This window comes from Pseudoalteromonas ardens, from assembly GCF_030125445.1.
Classification (GTDB): domain Bacteria; phylum Pseudomonadota; class Gammaproteobacteria; order Enterobacterales; family Alteromonadaceae; genus Pseudoalteromonas; species Pseudoalteromonas ardens.
The window spans coordinates 401,980-421,791 of record NZ_JASJUV010000001.1; the positions used below are offsets into that span (position 1 = coordinate 401,980).

17 protein-coding genes are annotated in these 19,812 nt (G+C 46.7%); 2 read left to right on the forward strand and 15 right to left on the reverse strand.

The features are described 5' to 3' along the window. Position 1: 1 nt before the first annotated feature. Positions 2-499 carry an acetolactate synthase small subunit gene (ilvN, locus tag QNM19_RS01505; RefSeq protein WP_058798453.1) on the reverse strand — a complete coding sequence of 166 codons (498 nt, stop codon included), beginning with the start codon at positions 497-499 and terminating at the stop codon, positions 2-4. Further along, positions 499-2,220: an acetolactate synthase 3 large subunit gene (locus QNM19_RS01510; protein WP_284026219.1), complete on the reverse strand. Its 1,722-nt coding sequence runs from the start codon at positions 2,218-2,220 to the stop codon at positions 499-501. Before QNM19_RS01510 ends, ilvN begins: the two co-directional genes overlap by 1 nt. A 402-nt stretch (positions 2,221-2,622) precedes the next feature. On the opposite strand from QNM19_RS01510, the gene QNM19_RS01515 reads away from it, so the two are divergent. Next, on the forward strand, positions 2,623-5,571 hold the full coding sequence (locus QNM19_RS01515; RefSeq protein ID WP_284026220.1) for an immune inhibitor A domain-containing protein: 2,949 nt from the start codon (positions 2,623-2,625) through the stop codon (positions 5,569-5,571). 32 nt (positions 5,572-5,603) lie between these two features. Here QNM19_RS01515 and QNM19_RS01520 read toward each other — a convergent pair whose 3' ends face one another. The 6 genes from QNM19_RS01520 to QNM19_RS01545 all read right to left on the reverse strand — a co-directional run bounded on the left by QNM19_RS01520 (position 5,604) and on the right by QNM19_RS01545 (position 12,677). After that, a complete protein-coding gene (locus tag QNM19_RS01520; RefSeq protein WP_010381161.1) occupies positions 5,604-6,611 on the reverse strand; it encodes an isocitrate dehydrogenase in 1,008 nt (335 codons plus the stop codon). 200 nt (positions 6,612-6,811) lie between these two features. After that, positions 6,812-8,497: a hypothetical protein gene (locus QNM19_RS01525; RefSeq protein ID WP_284026221.1), complete on the reverse strand. Its 1,686-nt coding sequence runs from the start codon at positions 8,495-8,497 to the stop codon at positions 6,812-6,814. After that, the gene (locus QNM19_RS01530) at positions 8,494-8,880 is read right to left on the reverse strand and encodes a DUF3192 domain-containing protein (protein WP_049865624.1); all 387 of its coding nucleotides are present in this window, start codon (positions 8,878-8,880) and stop codon (positions 8,494-8,496) included. The genes QNM19_RS01525 and QNM19_RS01530 overlap by 4 nt, the downstream gene beginning before the upstream one ends. A gap of 57 nt (positions 8,881-8,937) precedes the next feature. Then, a complete protein-coding gene (xni, locus tag QNM19_RS01535) occupies positions 8,938-9,717 on the reverse strand; it encodes a flap endonuclease Xni (RefSeq protein WP_049865623.1) in 780 nt (259 codons plus the stop codon). Between the two features lie 69 nt (positions 9,718-9,786). Beyond that, complete coding sequence (gene ppnN / locus QNM19_RS01540; protein ID WP_049865622.1) at positions 9,787-11,130, reverse strand: nucleotide 5'-monophosphate nucleosidase PpnN; 1,344 nt, start codon at positions 11,128-11,130, stop codon at positions 9,787-9,789. 14 nt (positions 11,131-11,144) lie between these two features. Next, entirely contained in the window at positions 11,145-12,677 is a 1,533-nt protein-coding gene (locus tag QNM19_RS01545) for a GGDEF domain-containing protein (RefSeq protein ID WP_284026222.1), read from the reverse strand. Positions 12,678-12,859: 182 nt separating this feature from the next. On the opposite strand from QNM19_RS01545, the gene QNM19_RS01550 reads away from it, so the two are divergent. After that, positions 12,860-14,635: a M61 family metallopeptidase gene (locus QNM19_RS01550; RefSeq protein WP_284026223.1), complete on the forward strand. Its 1,776-nt coding sequence runs from the start codon at positions 12,860-12,862 to the stop codon at positions 14,633-14,635. A 62-nt stretch (positions 14,636-14,697) separates the two neighbouring features. Here QNM19_RS01550 and QNM19_RS01555 read toward each other — a convergent pair whose 3' ends face one another. The 7 genes from QNM19_RS01555 to hisB all read right to left on the reverse strand — a co-directional run bounded on the left by QNM19_RS01555 (position 14,698) and on the right by hisB (position 19,810). Then, positions 14,698-15,249 carry a YkvA family protein gene (locus QNM19_RS01555; RefSeq protein WP_049865621.1) on the reverse strand — a complete coding sequence of 184 codons (552 nt, stop codon included), beginning with the start codon at positions 15,247-15,249 and terminating at the stop codon, positions 14,698-14,700. Positions 15,250-15,461: 212 nt separating this feature from the next. Then, on the reverse strand, positions 15,462-15,950 hold the full coding sequence (locus QNM19_RS01560; protein WP_156202390.1) for a hypothetical protein: 489 nt from the start codon (positions 15,948-15,950) through the stop codon (positions 15,462-15,464). Between the two features lie 103 nt (positions 15,951-16,053). Beyond that, on the reverse strand, positions 16,054-16,665 hold the full coding sequence (gene hisIE, locus QNM19_RS01565) for a bifunctional phosphoribosyl-AMP cyclohydrolase/phosphoribosyl-ATP diphosphatase HisIE (RefSeq protein WP_049865619.1): 612 nt from the start codon (positions 16,663-16,665) through the stop codon (positions 16,054-16,056). Further along, on the reverse strand, positions 16,662-17,435 hold the full coding sequence (gene hisF / locus QNM19_RS01570) for an imidazole glycerol phosphate synthase subunit HisF (RefSeq protein WP_049865618.1): 774 nt from the start codon (positions 17,433-17,435) through the stop codon (positions 16,662-16,664). Before hisF ends, hisIE begins: the two co-directional genes overlap by 4 nt. Beyond that, complete coding sequence (gene hisA / locus QNM19_RS01575; protein ID WP_284026224.1) at positions 17,417-18,151, reverse strand: 1-(5-phosphoribosyl)-5-[(5-phosphoribosylamino)methylideneamino]imidazole-4-carboxamide isomerase; 735 nt, start codon at positions 18,149-18,151, stop codon at positions 17,417-17,419. Before hisA ends, hisF begins: the two co-directional genes overlap by 19 nt. 10 nt (positions 18,152-18,161) lie before the next feature. Continuing rightward, a complete protein-coding gene (hisH, locus tag QNM19_RS01580; RefSeq protein ID WP_284026225.1) occupies positions 18,162-18,752 on the reverse strand; it encodes an imidazole glycerol phosphate synthase subunit HisH in 591 nt (196 codons plus the stop codon). Further along, positions 18,749-19,810, reverse strand: coding sequence for a bifunctional histidinol-phosphatase/imidazoleglycerol-phosphate dehydratase HisB (hisB, locus tag QNM19_RS01585; RefSeq protein ID WP_049863378.1), 1,062 nt, complete (start codon positions 19,808-19,810; stop codon positions 18,749-18,751). Before hisB ends, hisH begins: the two co-directional genes overlap by 4 nt. Between the last annotated feature and the right edge of the window lie 2 nt (positions 19,811-19,812).

The window sequence follows — 19,812 nt, forward strand, 5'->3', positions numbered from 1 at the left end:
GTTATCCCTTGAGTGCTTTATCACCTCTCCCTATTCCCACAGTACCAGAACGAACCACCTCAATAATATCGCTCTCGTGTCTAAGCATATCCAAAAATGACGCTATTTTGTCGCTGCTACTGGCTAGCTGAACCGTATAGCTGCGTTTACCCATGTCCAGTATCGTACCCCCAAATACGTCTGTCACACGTGTAACAGAGGCTCTGGTTTGCTCGTTACCCGCAAATACTTTGACTAGTAACAGTTCTCTTTCGATGTGGCTGGAGTCCGTCAAGTCAATGATCTTAAGTACATCAACCAGCTTGTTTACTTGTTTGGTTATCTGTTCTACCACCCGGTCATCACCCTGAGTTGTAATGGTGATCCGCGATAGTGTCGTGTCATCGGTTGTGCCCACTGTAAGGCTGTCGATGTTGTATGCGCGTTGTGAAAATAACCCCACTATGCGAGACAAAGCACCGGGTTCGTTTTCTAGTAATATAGATAAGATTCTGCGCATTATGCTTTTACTCCCTTTTTCAGCCACATATCATCGATGGCACCTAATTTGATTTGCATCGGATAAACATGTTCATTTTCATCCACACGAATATCAAGGAACACCAGTCGGTCGGTAATTGAAAAGGCTCTCGCCAGTGCATCGTCCAGCTCATCAGGGTGATCTATTCGGATCCCAATGTGGCCATAACTTTCGGCCAAAGCCACAAAATCAGGCAGAGACTCCATATAAGAGCTGGAGTGGCGTCCACCGTACATCATATCCTGCCATTGCCTAACCATGCCTAGAGAGCGGTTGTTCAAAGAAACTATTTTGACATTCAGGCCGTACTGAAGACAGGTAGAAAGTTCCTGAATGTTCATCTGTATTGAGCCATCTCCCGTCACACATACGACGTCAGCTTCTGGGTAGGCGACTTTCACCCCCATTGCAGCGGGCAGGCCAAAGCCCATGGTGCCGAGGCCGCCTGAATTGATCCATTGTCTTGGGTTTTTAAACGGATAATACTGAGCGGCAAACATCTGGTGCTGGCCAACATCTGAACTGATATAGGCATTGCCCTGAGTAATTTCGTAAAGCTTCTCTATGACCGTTTGTGGTTTAATTACGTTGCCCTGTACATCGTAAGCCAGGCAGCGTTGCTCTCGCCATGCCGTGATTTGTTGCCACCAGGATTCTTGAGCTGCTCTGTCGATACGTAGTGCGCTTTTTTCTATGGCGCTTTGTAATTGTGAAAGAACGGTCTCCAGGCTGCCAACGACGGGAATGTGCGCCTGAATTGTTTTTGAGATCGAAGTAGGGTCAACATCAACATGGACTATGGTTGCATCTGGGCAAAACTTTTTGACGTTATTGGTTACCCGATCATCAAATCGTGCACCTAATGCCAGTATCACGTCGGCATTAGCCATCGCTTTGTTGGCTTCTAATGAGCCGTGCATACCCAACATACCGACAAAGTTAGGATGTGTGCCGCTGATCCCACCCAGACCCATTAAGGTGTTGGTGATGGGCGCGTTTAGGGTCTCGACTAGTTCAGTTAGCTGCTCAGAGGTATTGGAAAGAATGATACCGCCCCCTGAATACACAACCAAGCGTTTGGCACCTAGAATTGCATCGACCGCTTTTTTGATCTGACGCGAATGCCCTTTAGAGCTGGGGCTATAAGTGCGCATATCAATTCGAGCGGGCATTTCGTAGGTGTATTTAAGTTGCGGGTTGAGAATGTCTTTGGGCAACTCAACGACGACAGGACCTGGTCTGCCAGAACTTGCCAGATAAAAAGCTTTTGCCAGTACAGTCGGGATCTGTTGGGCGTCACGGCAGTTAAAACTGTGTTTAACAATTGGGCGCGAACAGCCGACAATGTCAGTTTCCTGGAACGCATCATCGCCAATTAAATTAGAAGGTACCTGGCCTGACAGTACAACCATAGGGATACTGTCCATGTAGGCCGTGGCAATGCCTGTTACACAGTTGGTCGCACCCGGGCCGGACGTGGCAAGTACAACTCCGGTCTTTCCGGTACTTCTGGCGTAGCCATCGGCCATATGCGTTGCTGCCTGTTCATGTCTCACCAGAATATGTTCGATGTCATCTTGTGCAAATAGTGCGTCATAGAGATCTAATACCGATCCGCCGGGGTAGCCAAATATATAGTCAACATCGAGTTCGGTCAGTGCCTTAACTACCAGCTCTGAGCCATTAAATTGCTCATTCATTACCTCATTCCTCAGCAAAATTTAAATTAAAGGCAAAAAAAAACCCCGCTGGTGCGGGGTCTGTGCAAACGTTCGCTCACAACGGCCCCGCCGGACTTATCACTAAGACCAGTACGAGTACCACAACTGTGAAGAATAGTGTTTGCATGTTTAATGTCTGCGTAAAAGTTTAATCTGATGTTCTTTATTTAAAGGCTTATGTGCGGCAGTGTCAAGGCTCAAAAATGAACAAAGTGCATTAATATGCCTTTTTGGTGTTTTAAATATTGAAATGTAGTGTTTCACTACGTTCATTTGTAATCTTAATGAATAATTCATGCGTTTTTTGATGGCGGCAGGAGGTTAGAAATATCTTCTTCAACCTGCTACTATCGTGAACACAATCGCATTGGGTAAATCAGTATGAAATTCAGTCTTTTAGTTCTTCTTCTTATCGTTGTTGCAGCGCCTGTGTCAGGATTACAGCTTGATCAACAGCAACTGCGGTTTTGGCTCGAAAAACGCGAAGGGAGAAGTTTTTCTGATTATGAGGCCAGGCAAAAGATTTTGGACTATCTCGCTGGATTTCAAAGCCCAGAGTTACGTGCTCCATTCAATGGAAAGAAACCGGCTCAGTCAGTGGTCTTGCGTGGTTATCAGGCTGCATCTGCTGGACCGTTAGAAGGGGCAAAAATTCTCGCTATTCTGGTAGATTTTCCTGATCTGCCTAATGACGATAATCGCCTTGAGCAGGGTGACTCGGACATGTACTACGCTCAGTATCCGAGCAGTCATTACAGTGAGCTCATTTTTTCCGCGCAAGGGTTTAGTGGGCCAGATGGGCAAGTGCTAACCAGCGCCCATCAGTATTATAAGCTAGCCTCAGGGGGAAGTTTTGGGCTTTCAGGAGAAGTCTTTGGCTGGGTCACGGCAGCAAAAAATGCAAGTTATTACGGGCAAAGAGTGGGGGCACGACGTGATAGCAGGGTCGCCGAGTTGATTAAAGAAGCGGTTGAGTTGGCAGTTGAACGATATGACATTAACCTCAGTGATTATGATTTAACGGATTTAAGTGATCGTGATGGTGATGGAATTGTGAATGAGCCTGATGGTGTGGTTGATCACATCATGGTATTTCACTCCAGCATTGGAGAGGAAGCGGGTGGCGGAGTGCTGGGCACTGATGCCGTATGGTCCCACCGCTTTGTGGTTGCTGAAGATGGTTACACCCCTGTCGCTATTGCAAACAGCGATATACGTATCCACAACTACACCATTAATCCGCTTGACGCGAGCATGGGTGTAGTAGTACATGAGTTTGGCCATGAGCTTGGACTCATAGACGAATATGACCTCAATAGCAGTGCTATTGGTGAACCGGTGGCTAATTGGTCGGTGATGTCCAGTGGCAACTGGTTAGGCTCGCTACGTGGGTCACAACCTGTTTCATTCTCTCCCCGTAACCTGGAAAGGTTACAGCAAAAGTTTGGCGGTAATTGGGTTAATCAAATTCAGTTGCAGTTCGCACAATTAACTCAGGGCTACCAGGCCAGCATTAGTCATGTTGGTGAATATACCGGTGAAACTGATCAGTTGAAAGTCACGTTGCCTGCCAGTTTAGAGTATATTGGCGAACCAATATCTGGACAGTATCAGTATTACTCCGGGCAGGGGAACGATAAATTAAACACCGCCAGCATGACGCTCACTTTACCTGCATCAGCAGATTTGGCACTGACAATGCGCGCTCGTTTTGATATTGAGAGCGGCTATGATTTCTTTCAGGTAAAGGCCAACCAAGTACCGCTAGTGGGTAGCCATACCAAAGCCCAGCACCCAATTTATTCGACCGTGGCACATTATATTGATGGCCACAGCGGGCAAGTAACGGGTGGCACGGATGGCACTCAGGTAACTGAATTAAGATATTCACTCGCAGCATATGCTGGCCAGACAGTGACCCTGGAGTTTCTTTATCAAACTGACAGTCTTGAATATGGCTTTGGTATGTTGCTGGACGATATCTCTGTCGTAGATGGTGAAAACACTGTTGCCTTGGCGGATGCAGAGTCATCAGAGCTGTTGTCTTTAAATGGCTTTCACAGAATAAGCCGCTATCGTGAAGGATTAGAGCAGGCATATTATCTACAGCTCAGGTCGCATCTGGGTATTGATGCCGGCTTGCAAGGAGCCAGCTATGCACCAGGGGTACTCGTGTGGTATGCCAATGAGAATATTGAAAATAACTCGGTTTCTTTGCGCCCGGGTAAAGGAAAAATTTTGGTCGTTGATAATGATCAGCAGATCATACCCGGTGCCAATGGTTTTAGCCCGGCATCCACTCGGATCCAGCTAAGGGACGCAGCACTAAGGTTACAGGATCAGCCCGCCGGGCTTGGTGACACCCAGTTGCAGGCAATTTCTACGTTCAATGACAGCCAGGACTATAGCCATCCACAGCAACCGATTTCCGGGGTTGTTCTACCTGAACACGATGTAACAATTGAATTGCTCGAAGTGAGCGAGCAGTACCAAACAGCACAATTACAATTAAAAGCGGCGACAGAGCCCAAGATTGTTGCCAGGGCAGAGGGGCTGAAAGTGAGTTTTTCTGTTTCCGGGATGCCTTTGAGTACTTTGGATACGTACCAATGGCAATTTGGTGATGGTAACAGCAGTGAGTTTCTTACTCCGGCGCATCAATACAGTAGCGAAGGGGTCTATACGGTCATATTTACCCAAACGAATGCGGCTGGCGAAGTCCGCTCTGTTAATCAGCAAGTGACCCTGGCGGCTGCGCTGGAACTGCTTGATACAAACATCACTGACGATGATGGTAACATTTCCGCCAGTGTGACGTATCGTGGCGGGGTGGCACCCGTGGCAATTCGTTGGGATCTCGGCGACGGTACACTGTTGAATGGGGCTGAGATCCAGCATCAGTATAAGTTGTCCGGGCGCTATCGGATTGTGGTATCGCTGGAAGATGCCAATGGCAGCACAGTAAGCGAATCAATAGACACAAGCGTTACAGTCCCCCTGGCTGGTAAGATTAACGTATCACAAAGTGGGTTAACCGCCAGCTACAGCGTTTCAATAAGTGGTGGGTCAGGTAACTATTCAGTGAGTTGGGCGTTTGGAGATGGGCAGGAAGGTACCGGTGCTGTTATCAGTCACACTTATCAGAATGCAGGGGGTTATCAGGTGAGCGCGACAGTGAAGGATCTTGATGACGGTCAGCAAGTAAAAGTCACAGCAGATGCTACGCTTTCCATTGCGACCAAAGGTGAGCAAGATGGTGGTGCGGGCAGTTTGTTATGGCTAAGTGTGTTACTAATGATGGTGGTGCAGATAAGAAAACGCCCAGCTTAAGCTGGGCGTTGGTAGTTACTTTTTCAGAGCTATTACAGGCGCTCGATAACCGCTTGTGTGAAGTCGGTTGTGCCGTGGTTGCCACCCAGGTCGCGTGTCGTACGATCGCCAGATTTGATAACATCTGCCACTGCATTGCGGATTTTGTCAGCAGTTTCGCCCATATCAAGATATTCAAGCATCTGAATTGAAGCCAGAATAACCGAAGTTGGGTTAGCCAGGTTTTTACCGGCGATGTCTGGTGCACTACCGTGCACTGCTTCGAAGATTGCAGCGTTTTCACCGATGTTTGCACCCGGCGCCATACCCAGGCCGCCAACGAGACCTGCACACAGGTCGGAAATGATGTCACCAAACAGGTTAGTAGTTACAACAACATCAAACTCTTCTGGAGTCATGACCAGCTTCATACAGGTTGCATCAACGATCATTTCAGCTGATTCGATATCAGGGAAGCGTTCGCCTACTTCACGTGCAACTTTAAGGAATAAGCCTGATGTTGATTTAAGGATATTAGCTTTGTGAACTGCAGTGACTTTTTTACGGCCTTCACGTTGTGCCAGCTCATAAGCAAAAGTGACAATCTTTTCCGCGCCTTCGCGGGTGATTTTAGACATTGCCTCGGCTTCACTGCCATCTTCAGACACAACCTGACCCAGACCTGAGTACATGCCCTGAGTGTTTTCACGTACAGTGATAATGTCGATGTCATCGTAGCGAGCTTTGGTGCCTTCAAATGATTTTACCGGGCGAACATTGGCATACAGACCAAAGTGCTTACGCAGGGTTACATTGATAGAAGTAAAACCTTCGCCTACAGGTGTTGTAAGCGGCCCCTTAAGCGTAATTTTATTGCGTTCAATGGCGTCTAACGTCTCAGGTGGCAGCAGCTCACCAGTTTTTTCTAGTGCTGCAAGCCCTGCGTCAACGTACTCGTAGTCGAATTCGCAGCCCGCTGCATTTAAAATTTCAATTGCCGAGTCGATGATGCTTGGACCGATGCCGTCGCCACGGATCACCGTGATAGTTTGCTTAGCCATTTATGTTTCCTTTATCAAAAGTAAAATCACTGCTTAAAACAGATCTAACTAAGTTTAGTAGACCCGTTTTCGTGATGTTGGTTCGCTTGAAAATTTAAGCGCGTTTTATAGCAATTTATTCATTTATATTCCAGTCAGGAATGAATAAAAGGCATAAATTAAATGAATAGTGGGAATGCATGGTATTTATCGTGTAAATATCACTCAATTAAATTATATAAACCAAGAGATTGCAGGTGTGACAACAGGGCATTCAAATCAGACCATTGATGTACCTTGGCTTGCTCGTCTAATAGCTGGCGTTGCCAGGCTGAAGTTTCGAAGTTGGCATCACAGATTTTCAGTGTCAGCACCTTGACAGCGGCAAAGGTCAAAGATAACCCCTTCAATTTTGATTTTTTGTATAACTCTGATTGCTCAAATGCACGGTGGGCCTCACTATTGGCAAAGTGAGTGTGAAAGTAGTGCTTGAAGGCTTCTTCATCATATCCGGCAAAGCCGTATAGATGTGCCAGGGAAACCGGGAGGGGGTTGGTGTTACATTCACTGGCGTGCACGAATCTTTTTATATCAACACTGTGATGCTTGAGCATAAATGCAATAGCTGCGCTGACTGGCGACAGGATATGCTCATAGTGATGGCCATAGTTTTGCTGGAGCAGTGCGGCCAGCACCTGAGAAAATAATTGATACTTGTGCCAGATGTCTTTTGCAAAAGGGTGTTTGAGTTGCACAATCAATTGTTCGACCAGCACCCGCTGACATAACAGAGCTGCGGCATCAAGGCCAACCATAGTAAGACAATGGCGCAGGTTAGCCCCTTTTTGGGCCTCGCGGTTGTAGAGTCTGGCGGCCTGAGACAAAGCAGTCTCAATTTCTGGGAATGGCGCTATCGTTTTTTCTATTGCTCTGAAGCTGCTAAAATTTTCACCACCCAACTGTTCAACAACATGTAACGCCTCTGTCATTTGATCTGACGCGGTCGCAAGCGGCTGCGGCGGAATACGGGACCACACCCGGTATAGCAGTTGCGTATCTGACACCCTAAACGCGTGGTAGCGTTGCTGATATCGTCTTTGCGTTTTGATTAACCGAGTTATCTTACCTGACTGTATAACAGCAAGGATTGCATGATTGTCTTCTTCGCAGAGTAACAGCGCCTGATGCTCATCGTGGCGATGTATGGCACCAGCCGGATAGGCACTAAATTGTCGGGCCAGAAGTTGTAAGCTGATTTGCACAAAGGTGTCGGTATTATTCAGATACAGCTGTTTAATGATGGTCGGTAGCGAAGCACGATGGTTTTTCTTCATTAATGCAACGCCAGCCTGAGTTGCAATGGCGACTAATAATGTCACATTATCATACAGTGGTGTGGTGCTCTTACGACTTATTGATAGTTCATAATTAGAGAGCCGCGCGAGAATGCGGGTAACCTGAGCCGATTTGAGCTGACCGGTATCGAGTACTTTTACTGCTAATTGATGGCGCAGCCTGAGCTTTTTGGATTCTACCTGCGATAAAGGCCTATCCGCTGCCGCTTTGTCATATTCACGGCTGGCACACAGGACACTGGCAAAGCTTGCTGACAAAAGTTCATGAATGATTTGCTCGGTATAGCCGTGCGCATAACCGAGCATACAGAGCAATATAGATTGTTTCACCAGAACGTTGGTCGAGTGACGATAGGGCGTCGCGATAAAGTGCAGGTGAGCGTGCAGCGCGTTTGGTGCCTGGCGGTACAGGCGAGTGTATTGCTCTGCCAACTGGGTCAGGGTCACATCAATGTGAGGCCAGCTGTTTTTGTCGTAATACAGTGATAACACTGACTCAGATTGAGTCAGGAGTTTGTGCAGTTGCCTTGCGATGTCTTCATTGACTGTCATTCAAAAGCCTTGTCGTACGCGACGATCGCGCCAGCTCCCCAGAGCGTGAGTTTGCCATTTTCAAACAGCAAGCCAGTACATTCGTCTTGTGTGGTAATCCCATCCGGTTTTACCAGCTGCGTCCTGTAAAACACTATCTGCACCACTTGTTCACCTTCTGACTTTACATAGGTCAGGTCTGGGCTTCCGAGTGTTTCTAATACCTCGTCTAGCTCGACAGCCATGTCGGGCTTTAGCTTGCTGATATAACGTTTGTTAAAGGCTTCCCGGTCCTGCCAGATCATGGCTTGCGGGTCATCTTTATAGAAATTAATGACCAGGTACACTATGACCCCATATACGGCGAGGCCAAGAAAAACGTATTGTAAAACCTTTTTAATCATTGAAATACACCAAAAACTCCCAAACCTAGCGTAACGGAAGCGTTGCAACACAACAAGCTATTTGCGCTCAATAACCCGGAGTTGACTTAAATTAAAGCCGAGATTGATGTCAGTTTGTAGTGAAACGAGCGTTTTGCTTAAAATAAAGTTATCTAAATCTTGTTCCAATTTGCGTCGTGTTGCAGGTGCAAGCGTCGGGGCAGTGAGTGCATGCTCAACCTGACCAAACTCTGAGATTAATTCTATAGCCGTCTTTTTCCCGATCCCTTTTACGCCGGGGATATCATTGGTTTTATCACCCATTAATGCCCACAGTTCGGTCAATGCGTTATACGGAACAGAGAATTTCTCTAAGATCTCATTGTGATCATAGTAAGACTTTGAAAAATAGTTATAAATTTCTATATTCCCCGAACTCAGAGGGAGAAAGCCTTTATCCGTCGACACAATAACGGCATGCACTTTGTTGTGACTGGCCTTGCTAGCTAAGGTGGCAATGATGTCATCTGCTTCATCCTGCTCGGGGAAAAAAGCGGTGACACCGCATTCCTTAAACCCCTCAGCAATCAGAGCGAGGTTTTGTTTAAGTGGCTCCGGCATGGGTTTTCTGCTGTGCTTGTAATTTGCATAATAATGATAGCGCCAGCTACGCTCACCATCAAAAACCGCAATTGCATGGGTTGGCTCAATGCGTTTTAGCAGCTTTTTACAGGCGTTATGGACGCGCGCCTTACATGATTGCATGATTTGCTTTTCACTTACGCCCTGTTGATCAACGTCAACTGCATAAATTCGGCGGATTAGGTTTAGCGCATCAATTAGAAGTAATTTTGCCATGGGTGTTGTTAGTGGTATTTCATTGAGATTAAGAGAGCGGTAGGGTAAGGCTTTACCTTACCCTGTTAGTTAAGCTTTGATTTCATAGCAGGGCACATAAGCGCTGCCGGGTAATTTCATTCTGCCTTGTGCAACAAATGCGCGTAGTAGTTTGTCCATGTCCGTCATCAAAGACGCGTCACCACTCAAGATATAAGGACCTTGCTGTTTAATCGCTGTTATACCCTGCTCTTTGACGTTGCCAGCCACAATACCAGAAAACGCTCTGCGCAAGTTGGCGGCGAGGTTCTGTTTTGGCTGATCCAGATGAAGATCCAAATTCGCCATATTTTCGTGCGTTGGTTCGAATGGCTGCTGGAACTGGTCTTCAATTTTCAGAGTCCAGTTAAAATAATAGGCATCGCCTTCGGTTTTGCGGTAGTCACGGACTTTTTCCATACTCTGGCTTAGCTTCTGTGCAACCAGTTCGGGTTGATCTACCAGCACTTCGAATTTGCTCAGCGCTTCTTTACCCAGAATTTTCTCAATGAAATCACACAACTCGTCAAAGTACGCTTTTGAAGAGCTTGGGCCAGTTAAAATGACCGGTAGCTGCTGCTTAGCGTTGTCTGGATGAAGCAAAATGCCAAGTAAATACAGTAGCTCCTCGGCTGTTCCCGCGCCACCTGGAAAAATAATAATGGCATGTGCGCTTCTGATAAATGCTTCCAAACGCTTTTCAATATCCGGCAGGATCACCAATTCATTGACTATGGGGTTAGGCGGCTCGGCGGCAATGATACTGGGTTCCGTCAGGCCGAGATAGCGGTTACTGGTGATCCGCTGTTTAGCATGTCCTATCGTGGCACCTTTCATTGGACCTTTCATGGCGCCAGGTCCACACCCTGTGCATATATTTAAGCCTCGTAAGCCAAGTTGGTAGCCGACTTCTTTGGTGTATTTGTATTCTTCTTCATTGATAGAGTGACCGCCCCAACATACCACCATGTTCGGGTCTGTATTGACCTCAAGTGCGTCTGCGTTACGCAGTATGTCAAACACCATATGTGTAATGGCTCTGGGGTCCGTGATTTGCTCTTCGTGCCGCTGATAGATAAACAGAATGTCCCGGATAACCGAAAAAATATGTTCATGTATCCCGGCAATAATTTTTCCGTCGACAAATGCGGATTCCGGTGGGTTTGTTAGTTCTATCTTTATCCCACGCTCCCGGGCAAGTAGCGTGATATCAAAATCCTGATACTTGTTATAAATTTCATAGCTAGAGTCGGTATGACTGCCTACATTAAGTACTGCTAATACACAATTTCTAAATAGTCGGTATCTTTCTATGGTCGATGACTGTTGAAGCAGGTCAACTTCCAGTTTCGAGAGTAAATTAAGTACACCTGTTGGATTTAACTGTACATGCATAGGCAATCTCCTTGTTATTCACGCAAGCAAAGTTTGTCTCTGCCGCTGTTTTTAGCCTCATACAGAGCTTCATCGGCACGATCAAAGGCAGTCAGTTTTGAGTCACCTTCTTTCAGCTGGGTTGCCCCTAACGAGATAGTGATCCTCACCTCTTTGTCTTTAAAGCGAAATGGGATCGATTTAACGGTTGCGCGTATCTTCTCAAGCGGTGCATAAGCCGCTTCAATTGGCATTCCCGGCATAAGGATAACGAATTCCTCGCCACCGTAGCGCGCAATGAAATCGGTTTTTCTAATGGATTTTTTCAGTGCCCTGGCGATAACCTGTAGTGTTTTATCTCCGGCACTGTGGCCGTATTTGTCATTAATCGATTTAAAGTGATCGACGTCCACGACAACCAAAGTAACGTCGTTGCCCTGGATTTCAAATAAATGGAACTCCTGGCTGTAACGATCGTCAAATGCCGAGCGATTAGGGAGCTTGGTCAGTCCGTCTAACAAGCTTTTGAATCTTTGTTCATTCAGTCGCTTTTTATATGTGTTTACTTTGTTTTCGAGTACATTGATGCGGCTATTAATGGCATCAAAGCTTTCCAACAAGGCTTGTTTATCGCGACGCTCAATGTTTTCTCTTTCCACCAAATCTTTACTTATTTGGGCAAGCTCATCATCGACTAACCCCTTAAGTTCAGAAATAGAGGACGCCTTTTGGGTGTTTTCGGTGAGGCGCTTTATCTTCGACTCGATGCGTTCGTTTAATGCATTGAGCTCTTTATTGATCGACTTGGAGTGACTCGTGGTATCGACAATTGACTTGTGCAGTTCTTCCAGAGTCTGGTTTAACGAGACCAGGAAACCCTGAGCTGACTGTCTTTCCCGTGCGATTGACTTGGCAAAAATGCGGATCACCGCGATGGCATTTTCCAGTAAAGAATCTATGCTCGAGTCTGTTGAAATACGCTGCTTTATCGCTTTCACTTCATCGGCTACATCGTCTTCAAACACCAGCTCGTTGGTCAGGCCTAGTAACTCCGTCGCTAATTCCGGGTCGTTATGTTGTGCCGAGGTATCAATGTCATATTTAGCATCGAAGACTTGAAGGTAAAACTGCAGTAACTTGTCAAGCAAAGGTACGAATTCTGGGATAGCGTCAATATCACCCAATTCATTATCCAGTAAACCGCGCAGCTTCCTGCGAGTGTCTTCTGGCACCCCACGCAGTTTTTGTAACTGCTTTCCTGCGGTTTGTATGTGGGTTACTAAATTGCGATGATTGGCAGAGTTGGTGCTATCAAGCTGTTTTAATTGTGCACTGGTATTTTCAATGAGTGGGGCCAGGTGCTCAAAGTCCATACCCTTTGCCAACGCACTGCGATATTTTGCCAGCAAGTTATCGAGAGACACATCCTGTCCTTTACAACCAAGTGTCAGTTTGGATGCAAATTCTGACAGGGTATCGACCTGCTGCTTTCTCGCTTCTTCCAACGCCTTTCTAGCTTCAATCGCTTGTGATAGTTTTTTCTCTAATCGCGCAGTTTTATCAGTCACAGAAACCTAATATCTTTTGTTTTAACCTACTCATTAGCAAGTTTACATCAAATTACTGATAAATGTGGAAGATTTTAGAGCATAGATCCACCTATTTTGGCTGTTGACTCATCGTTTTTGATGGCCTGATATCAGACTTATTTGTTAGTTTTACACCCTATTAGTCATTTTATTGAATCATTATGAAAAAAACCTGTTCCCTGCTCATTGCGTTGAGCACCTTACCAGCCTTCGCTGATGTCGAATACACGCTGAAAATAACCCAGCCAGAGCATCACCTTGGTGAAGTAGAAGTGACCTTTCCCAAAAGTGCCCAGGCACATATGGACATTAAGTTAGCGGACTGGCGGACAGGACGGTATCAAATCCTAAATTTGGCTAATGGGATCCGTGCATTTGATGCGACTGATTCAAAAGGGCGTGAACTGGAATGGCATAAGGTAGATAAAAGTACCTGGCGAGTACATCTTGACAGCCCGACACAAGTGACAGTCAATTATCAGGTATATGCAAATGAACTCGGACTCAGGGCGAGACATATTGATGACAGTCATGCTTTTGTTGATGCATCCGGCTTTTTTATGTTCAGCGAGTCATTCCGTCATGAACCTGTGACCGTTGAGATGAAGGTACCGGATCAATGGCGCTCTGTGTCGGGTATGGATTTCGCGGGTAATAAGCACCGTTTTAAAGCTGCCAACTTTGATGTGCTGGTGGATTCGCCAATAGAGTCCGGAATTAACCAGCTACACAAGTTTCGAGTAGATGGCCGTGACTATGAACTGGTTATTTGGGGGGAAGGTAATTATGACGTTGACCTGATGCTCAGCGATCTGAAGAAGTTAGTGAAAACGGGTACTCTAATCTGGCAGGATTACCCGTATGAACGTTACGTTTTTATGGTGCATGCGACCAGTGGTGCACACGGTGCAACTGAACACCTGAACTCTACTATTATTCAGCGCCACAGAGATGCATTTGCCAAACGCGATGATTACATCGGGTTTATTTCGACTGCGGCACACGAATTTATTCATACCTGGAATGTTAAAAACTATCGTCCGGCTGGATTGGTGCCTTACGACTATGTGAATCCTAATTACAGTGATTTACTCTGGTTGGCAGAAGGATCGACCAGTTACCTTGAAGATTTTCTATTGCTAAGTGCCGGGATCATTACTCATGAAGAGTATTATAAAGGGCTGACTAAGCGTATTAGTCGTCACCTGAATACCCCTGGCAGAGAGATACAGAGCGTTGCTCAAACCAGCTTTGACAAGTGGATTAATCAGGGCGGCGACCACGGTAAAAACTTTAGTACCAACATTTACTCCGAAGGCGCGTTAATTTCCATGATGCTGGATATCAAGTTGTTGGATGACAGCGAAGGGGAGGTGAGTTACCGTGATGTCCACACTTTACTGGCTAAGCGTCATGAGTTACCCAAGTCATTTAACAGCCAGGATGTGATCAATATCCTCAATGAGATCAGTGGTCAGGATTATAGTGCGTGGTGGAAGCAAAACGTCGACACGCCATTTGTGCTGGAAGTGGACGCGTTGCTTGACAAAGTGGGGCTGACTTATCGTCATCCTGTTTCCAGTGAGGAAGTGGCTGGCTTTGACGGTCAGGCTGTATCTAAAGGTCAACTACTCGAATTACAGCATGTTGCCAGAGGTGGAAATGCCTGGCAGGCAGGGTTAACCAGCGGCGACAAGCTGGTGGCGATCAACAAACACCAGGTACGAGATACATTAGATAACACATTAGCGTTGTTCGCGCCCAAAGAGAAAGTCACTGTTCACTTTATACGCCGTCACAAACTGATGTCGACAGAAATTACGCTCAGTGCGGCGCAATCGAAACCAAAGCAGGTTGCTGCGGTATTGCAGCCGACCAAACGTCAACAGCAGCTATATTTGGCCTGGATGGGGGTACCGCACCCTAACGCGCAGTAGTTGATCTAGTTTGATAAGCCACAAAAAAGGGAGCATGTGCTCCCTTTTTTGTTTCGGTATAACTACATGATGCGAGAAAAGAAGCGTGACTTCTTAGTGTTTGAGCGATTACGGCGCATTGAAGAGCGAATTTGAGAACGAGTACCTGCTAACCAGCTTTCGCGGTCAACTTTAGCGGCATCGCCCCGGCGTGCTTCTTCTGTCGCACGAAAACCACAGAATTGGCGATAAGCGCTTAAATCTAAAGATAGCTCCTGTAAAACCAGCTCGATCATGATGGCATCGTCGATATATCCAAGTACCGGCACATTGTCTGGGACTATATCTTCAGGTTCGCTGAAGTAAGCCAGAGACAACATGATTTCGCGCTTTTCATCTTCGGGCATTTGCCATTCTTCGTCTTGCACCGCGTCAATCAGTGCGGCAAGTGACATCATACGCGTGCGCACAAACTCAGGTAGTTTTGATTTTTCCATATTGTTGACCAAGTCTTTGGCCTTGCTGATGATTTCGTCGTCGCTTAGACCCTGGCTCTTTTCGATGGTCGCATGCATCATGCTACGAAAGTGCGCCAGATCGGCATCGGATAATTCAAAGTTGATTTCAATTGACACTGGATTCTCCCTGAGGGTTTTGATTTTTATTGTGATGTCTGAAGTTAGGTGCTTATTACTAAGTTGTCAACTCACCTGAACTGCTAACAACACTATGCCACTTTAGGTACTAATATTTAAGAGCTGAGCAAAGATTTATTAAAGAATGAAGCGTGTTTGTTGTCAAATTAGACAAGATCTGGGCAGATGATAAACACCTGCCCCATGTGTTGCTACCTGGCGATTTCTAATGCGATAACCCAGGGGGTTTTGCGGTCCAGGCCTTTACCGCGACTGAGCGTGATTTTTGCTTCAGAGCTGTCACTGGTATAACGCAGGGTATTGTTTTGTTCTTCGGTACTTTGCCATGTTGTGCCCAGACAAGTGTTTAGCTGCTGTGCTACATCATCAAATAACTTTGCAGCATTAGCTTCAGTACTGAACAACTTAGTACATTCGTAGGCGACATTGCCGCTGTTGTACTGGTTTATCTGGCAGCTGTTGGCGATTAAATGTGCCTTGGGTTGCCATGCGCTCATTAAGGATGAGTTAACTTTGCTGCCTTTTAGCTGAGCAAAATCATCCTGAGTGCCTTGTGTTAAAGCAAGTACTTTTTCACACTCGTTCATGGTGTCAACGCGCTGCTGAACGTCATCAGGAAGTTGCTGGCATGCAGCGACTGAAAGTATTGCGACAGGGAGAATAAGATGGCGATTGACCATGGCTATGTCCTTCATTTTGATTTTCGAGCCAGCTGAAACAAAAATGTGCATCAGCTGGCTTGAGCATACCATGAACTTATAGCAGGTCGAGCAAAACTCAGCTTTATTTATGACGTTCGTTTAGTGTCTCTACTACCTGCTCAAGTGATAAGCCGCTGCGTTGTAATAACACTATCAGGTGATAGAGCAGATCAGCAGATTCATTGCGTAATTCATTCTGATCTTGTTTCATGGCAGCCAATGCCACTTCAACCCCTTCTTCACCGACTTTTTGACAGCTTCGGCTTAGATCTTTCGAAAACAAAGCTGCTGTATAGCTTTGCGCAGGGTCGGCGTCCTTTCGTTCGCAAATGACGCGTTCAAGCTCTGAAAGAAAAGCGATGGCGGGGCGAGCTTCGTCAAAACAGCTTTGTGTGCCCAGGTGGCATGTCGGCCCGGCTGGATCAGCAAGTAACAGCAAGCTGTCGCGGTCGCAGTCGGTATAAGCTGAGACCAGTTTTAACACATTGCCTGACTCTTCACCTTTGGTCCATAAGCGCTGTTTGGAGCGGGAATAAAAGGTAACCAGGCCTTTTTCGAATGTCGTACTGAGCGCGGCCTGATCCATAAAGCCCTGCATCAGAATAACACCGCTTTGTGCGTCCTGGACAATGGCCGGAATTAGCGACATTTTGTCGAAGTCCAATATACTTAAGTTATCTGGAGTGAGTTTCATAGTCTGCTCGCTACCTTGTTATCTGCTAAATATTGTTTGAGCGCATCAATTTCAATGACCTGCTTGTGAAAAACACTGGCTGCCAGCGCCCCGTCTACATTTGCCTGTTGAAAAACATCGACGAAATCCTGCATTGAACCTGCACCACCAGACGCAATCAAAGGCACGTCACATTGCTTGCGAATATTACTCAGTTGCTCAATGTCATAGCCTTTTCTGACTCCATCCTGATTCATGCAATTAAGCACTATTTCTCCTGCGCCCAGTTCCTGTACACGCTGCACCCACTCACTGGTTTTATATCGAGTCTGGCTGGCGCTGTTGGGATCGCCCGTTAACTGATAAACCAGATACTCTCCGGATCTTGCATCGTAAAAGCTATCTATACCAACCACTACGCACTGCTTGCCAAACTCATCGTGTAGCTGTCTGATGAGCTCCGGCCTTGCGATTGCCGGGCTGTTGATGGAGACTTTATCAGCGCCTTGCTCGAGCACTTTAGCCGCATCTTCAACAGACTTAATGCCACCTGCAACGCAAAAAGGAATGTCGATGTGGCGCGCGATATCTCGAACCCAGTTTACATCCAGTAAGCGTTTTTCAACGCTGGCACTGATCTCATAAAATACCAGTTCATCGGCGCCGGCCTGGCTATACAGCGATGCAAGCTCCAAAATTTCACCTACTATCTCATGCTGTTTGAACTTAACGCCTTTGACGACCTGGCCATTTTTTACATCGAGGCACGGAATTATGCGCTTTGATAGCATGCGATTGCCTCCTCAACGGTAAATGCACCATCCAGCAGAGATTTGCCTAGGATGATCCCACTCACGCCCAGTTCAATAAGTTGACGAATATCTTCAAGACTACTGACCCCGCCAGAAGCCTGAACTCTGACACTTGGGCTGTGAGCAACTATTTCTTTATAAAGCGTAAAAGACGGGCCTGTCATTGTGCCGTCTTTACTGATGTCCGTACATAAAAAGTCGTATACACCCAGCGCCAGGTAGAAATCAATGAGCTCAAACAGGCTTAATTGAGATTCTTCAAGCCAGCCATGGGTGGCAACAGCCCAGCCCGAAGCGCTACGTTTTACATCGAGTGCAATGACAAAGCGCTCCGCCCCAAACTCTTCTATCCAGGCAGCAACTTCCTCTTTGCTATCGACTGCCATGGAGCCAATCACAACCTGTTGTGCACCGGCTTTAAGCCATTGCTTTACATCATCATAACGGCGTATCCCGCCGCCAACCTGGTAAGGAGCGGACAATGCAGCAGTGGCCTGTTGGATCTGTTGCCATTGTTTCTTTTGTGGATCGCGGGCACCTTCCAGGTCAACAAGGTGAAGTTTTGCAGCGCCTGCGTCCTGGTATTCTTTTAAACGCCCAGCCAACTCAAAAGGGTAGAACTGTGCAGTGTCATATTTGCCCTGATACAGGCGTACAATTTGGTTTTGTAATACATCTAATGCAGGAATGATCATAGTCTTATCCTTATAATTGCCAGTTCAGGAAGTTATTGAGTAATTTAGCACCTACTTTGGCACTCTTCTCCGGGTGAAACTGCATACCAGCATAGTTATCTTTGGCAACGACGGCGGAGAAACGTGTACCATATTCACTTGCAACCAGCGTATTGGCATTGCAACTATGCGCAAAGCTATGCACAAAATAGACTTGATCGTCCCGGTTGAGTCCTTGTGTTAATGGGTGTGTCTTGACCTCAGACAGCGTATTCCAGCCCATATGAGGACTGGTCAATTGCCCTGTTTCAAGATGACGCACTTTCCCGGGAATACGGCCCAGGCATTCAACATGGCCTTCTTCGGTTTGCTCGCACAGCAGCTGCATACCAAGGCAAATCCCCATAAGTGGCTTTTGGTAGTCAGCGATAGCCTGATCCCAGCCTTGATCACGCAGGCGTTTCATCGCGACTGAGGCATGTCCGACACCAGGTAAGATAGCACGATCAAATTGCCCTAGTTGTGCCGGATCGCGGATCACTTCCGGGTTGACACCGAGCCGCTCAAAGGCAAATCGGACTGAGTTAATATTGGCACACCCGGTGTTGATAATGGCAATCATAAGCACCCCTTTGAACTGGCGGTTTGCTGGCTGGTATCTTTAGCGATGGCCGTGCGCAGCGCGCGTGCAAAGACCTTAAACAGGCCTTCGACCTGGTGGTGACAATTTCCTTCACTCACTGACAGGATCAGGCTGATGTTGGCATTATCGGCGAGTGATTTAAAGAAGTGCTCGACCATTTGTACATCCAGGTCGCCTACTTTTTCACGGCTAAATTCAGCATTCAGTACGAATGAAGCCCGACCAGACAAGTCAAGCTGGCACTCAGCTTTGCATTCATCCATTGGCAGCGCGAACCCGTAGCGCGCAATTTGCGATTTAGTGCCCAGCGCTTGTTTGAGTGCCTGACCTAGCGCAATGCCGATATCTTCAACCAGGTGGTGCTCATCAATGTGTAGATCACCATTTGCTGATATAGTCAGGCCAATATTTGCATGAGTGCGGATCTGATCCAACATGTGGTCAAAAAAGCCAAGTCCTGTACTTATCGATCCTGTACTGTTTTGATCCAGGTTGAGCGCCAGACTGATCTGTGTTTCTTTGGTGTTGCGTTGTACCGTTGCCTGACGATTCTGAGTGGTCAGACGGGTGACAATTTCCGGCCAATTATCGTCATAGAGAATGCCTTCTATACACAGGTTATTGGCCAGTTGAATGTCTGTTTGTCTGTCACCAATCACATAGGAGTTGGCCAAATTGACTTTGCCAGAGCGCATTAGATTGGTTAACAATCCTGTTTTAGGCTTTCTGCATTGGCAGTTGTCTTCGTCAAAGTGCGGACAAATTAAAACCTCGTCGAAGCGGATCCCCTGACTGGTAAAGATCGCCATCATTTGATTATGCGGCAGGGCGAAATCTTCCTCTGGAAAACTCTCTGTACCCAGCCCATCCTGATTTGAGACCATGACCAGTTTGTAGCCAGCCGCCTGGAGTGAGAGTAGGGCCGGGATGACGTTTGGCAGCAGTGCAAGCTTTTCCAGGCTGTCTACCTGTTTATCAGTAACCGGCTCCTTAATTAGTGTGCCGTCTCGGTCGATGAATAAATATGGAGTACTCATTG

Coding starts and splice junctions, on each gene's coding strand:
- ilvN (WP_058798453.1), bottom strand. CDS start 499: ATGCGCAGAATCTTATCTATATTACTAGAAAACGAACCCGGTGCTTTG.
- QNM19_RS01510 (WP_284026219.1), bottom strand. CDS start 2,220: ATGAATGAGCAATTTAATGGCTCAGAGCTGGTAGTTAAGGCACTGACC.
- QNM19_RS01515 (WP_284026220.1), top strand. CDS start 2,623: ATGAAATTCAGTCTTTTAGTTCTTCTTCTTATCGTTGTTGCAGCGCCT.
- QNM19_RS01520 (WP_010381161.1), bottom strand. CDS start 6,611: ATGGCTAAGCAAACTATCACGGTGATCCGTGGCGACGGCATCGGTCCA.
- QNM19_RS01525 (WP_284026221.1), bottom strand. CDS start 8,497: ATGACAGTCAATGAAGACATCGCAAGGCAACTGCACAAACTCCTGACT.
- QNM19_RS01530 (WP_049865624.1), bottom strand. CDS start 8,880: ATGATTAAAAAGGTTTTACAATACGTTTTTCTTGGCCTCGCCGTATAT.
- xni (WP_049865623.1), bottom strand. CDS start 9,717: ATGGCAAAATTACTTCTAATTGATGCGCTAAACCTAATCCGCCGAATT.
- ppnN (WP_049865622.1), bottom strand. CDS start 11,130: ATGCATGTACAGTTAAATCCAACAGGTGTACTTAATTTACTCTCGAAA.
- QNM19_RS01550 (WP_284026223.1), top strand. CDS start 12,860: ATGAAAAAAACCTGTTCCCTGCTCATTGCGTTGAGCACCTTACCAGCC.
- QNM19_RS01560 (WP_156202390.1), bottom strand. CDS start 15,950: ATGGTCAATCGCCATCTTATTCTCCCTGTCGCAATACTTTCAGTCGCT.
- hisIE (WP_049865619.1), bottom strand. CDS start 16,665: ATGAAACTCACTCCAGATAACTTAAGTATATTGGACTTCGACAAAATG.
- hisF (WP_049865618.1), bottom strand. CDS start 17,435: ATGCTATCAAAGCGCATAATTCCGTGCCTCGATGTAAAAAATGGCCAG.
- hisA (WP_284026224.1), bottom strand. CDS start 18,151: ATGATCATTCCTGCATTAGATGTATTACAAAACCAAATTGTACGCCTG.
- hisH (WP_284026225.1), bottom strand. CDS start 18,752: ATGATTGCCATTATCAACACCGGGTGTGCCAATATTAACTCAGTCCGA.
- hisB (WP_049863378.1), bottom strand. CDS start 19,810: ATGAGTACTCCATATTTATTCATCGACCGAGACGGCACACTAATTAAG.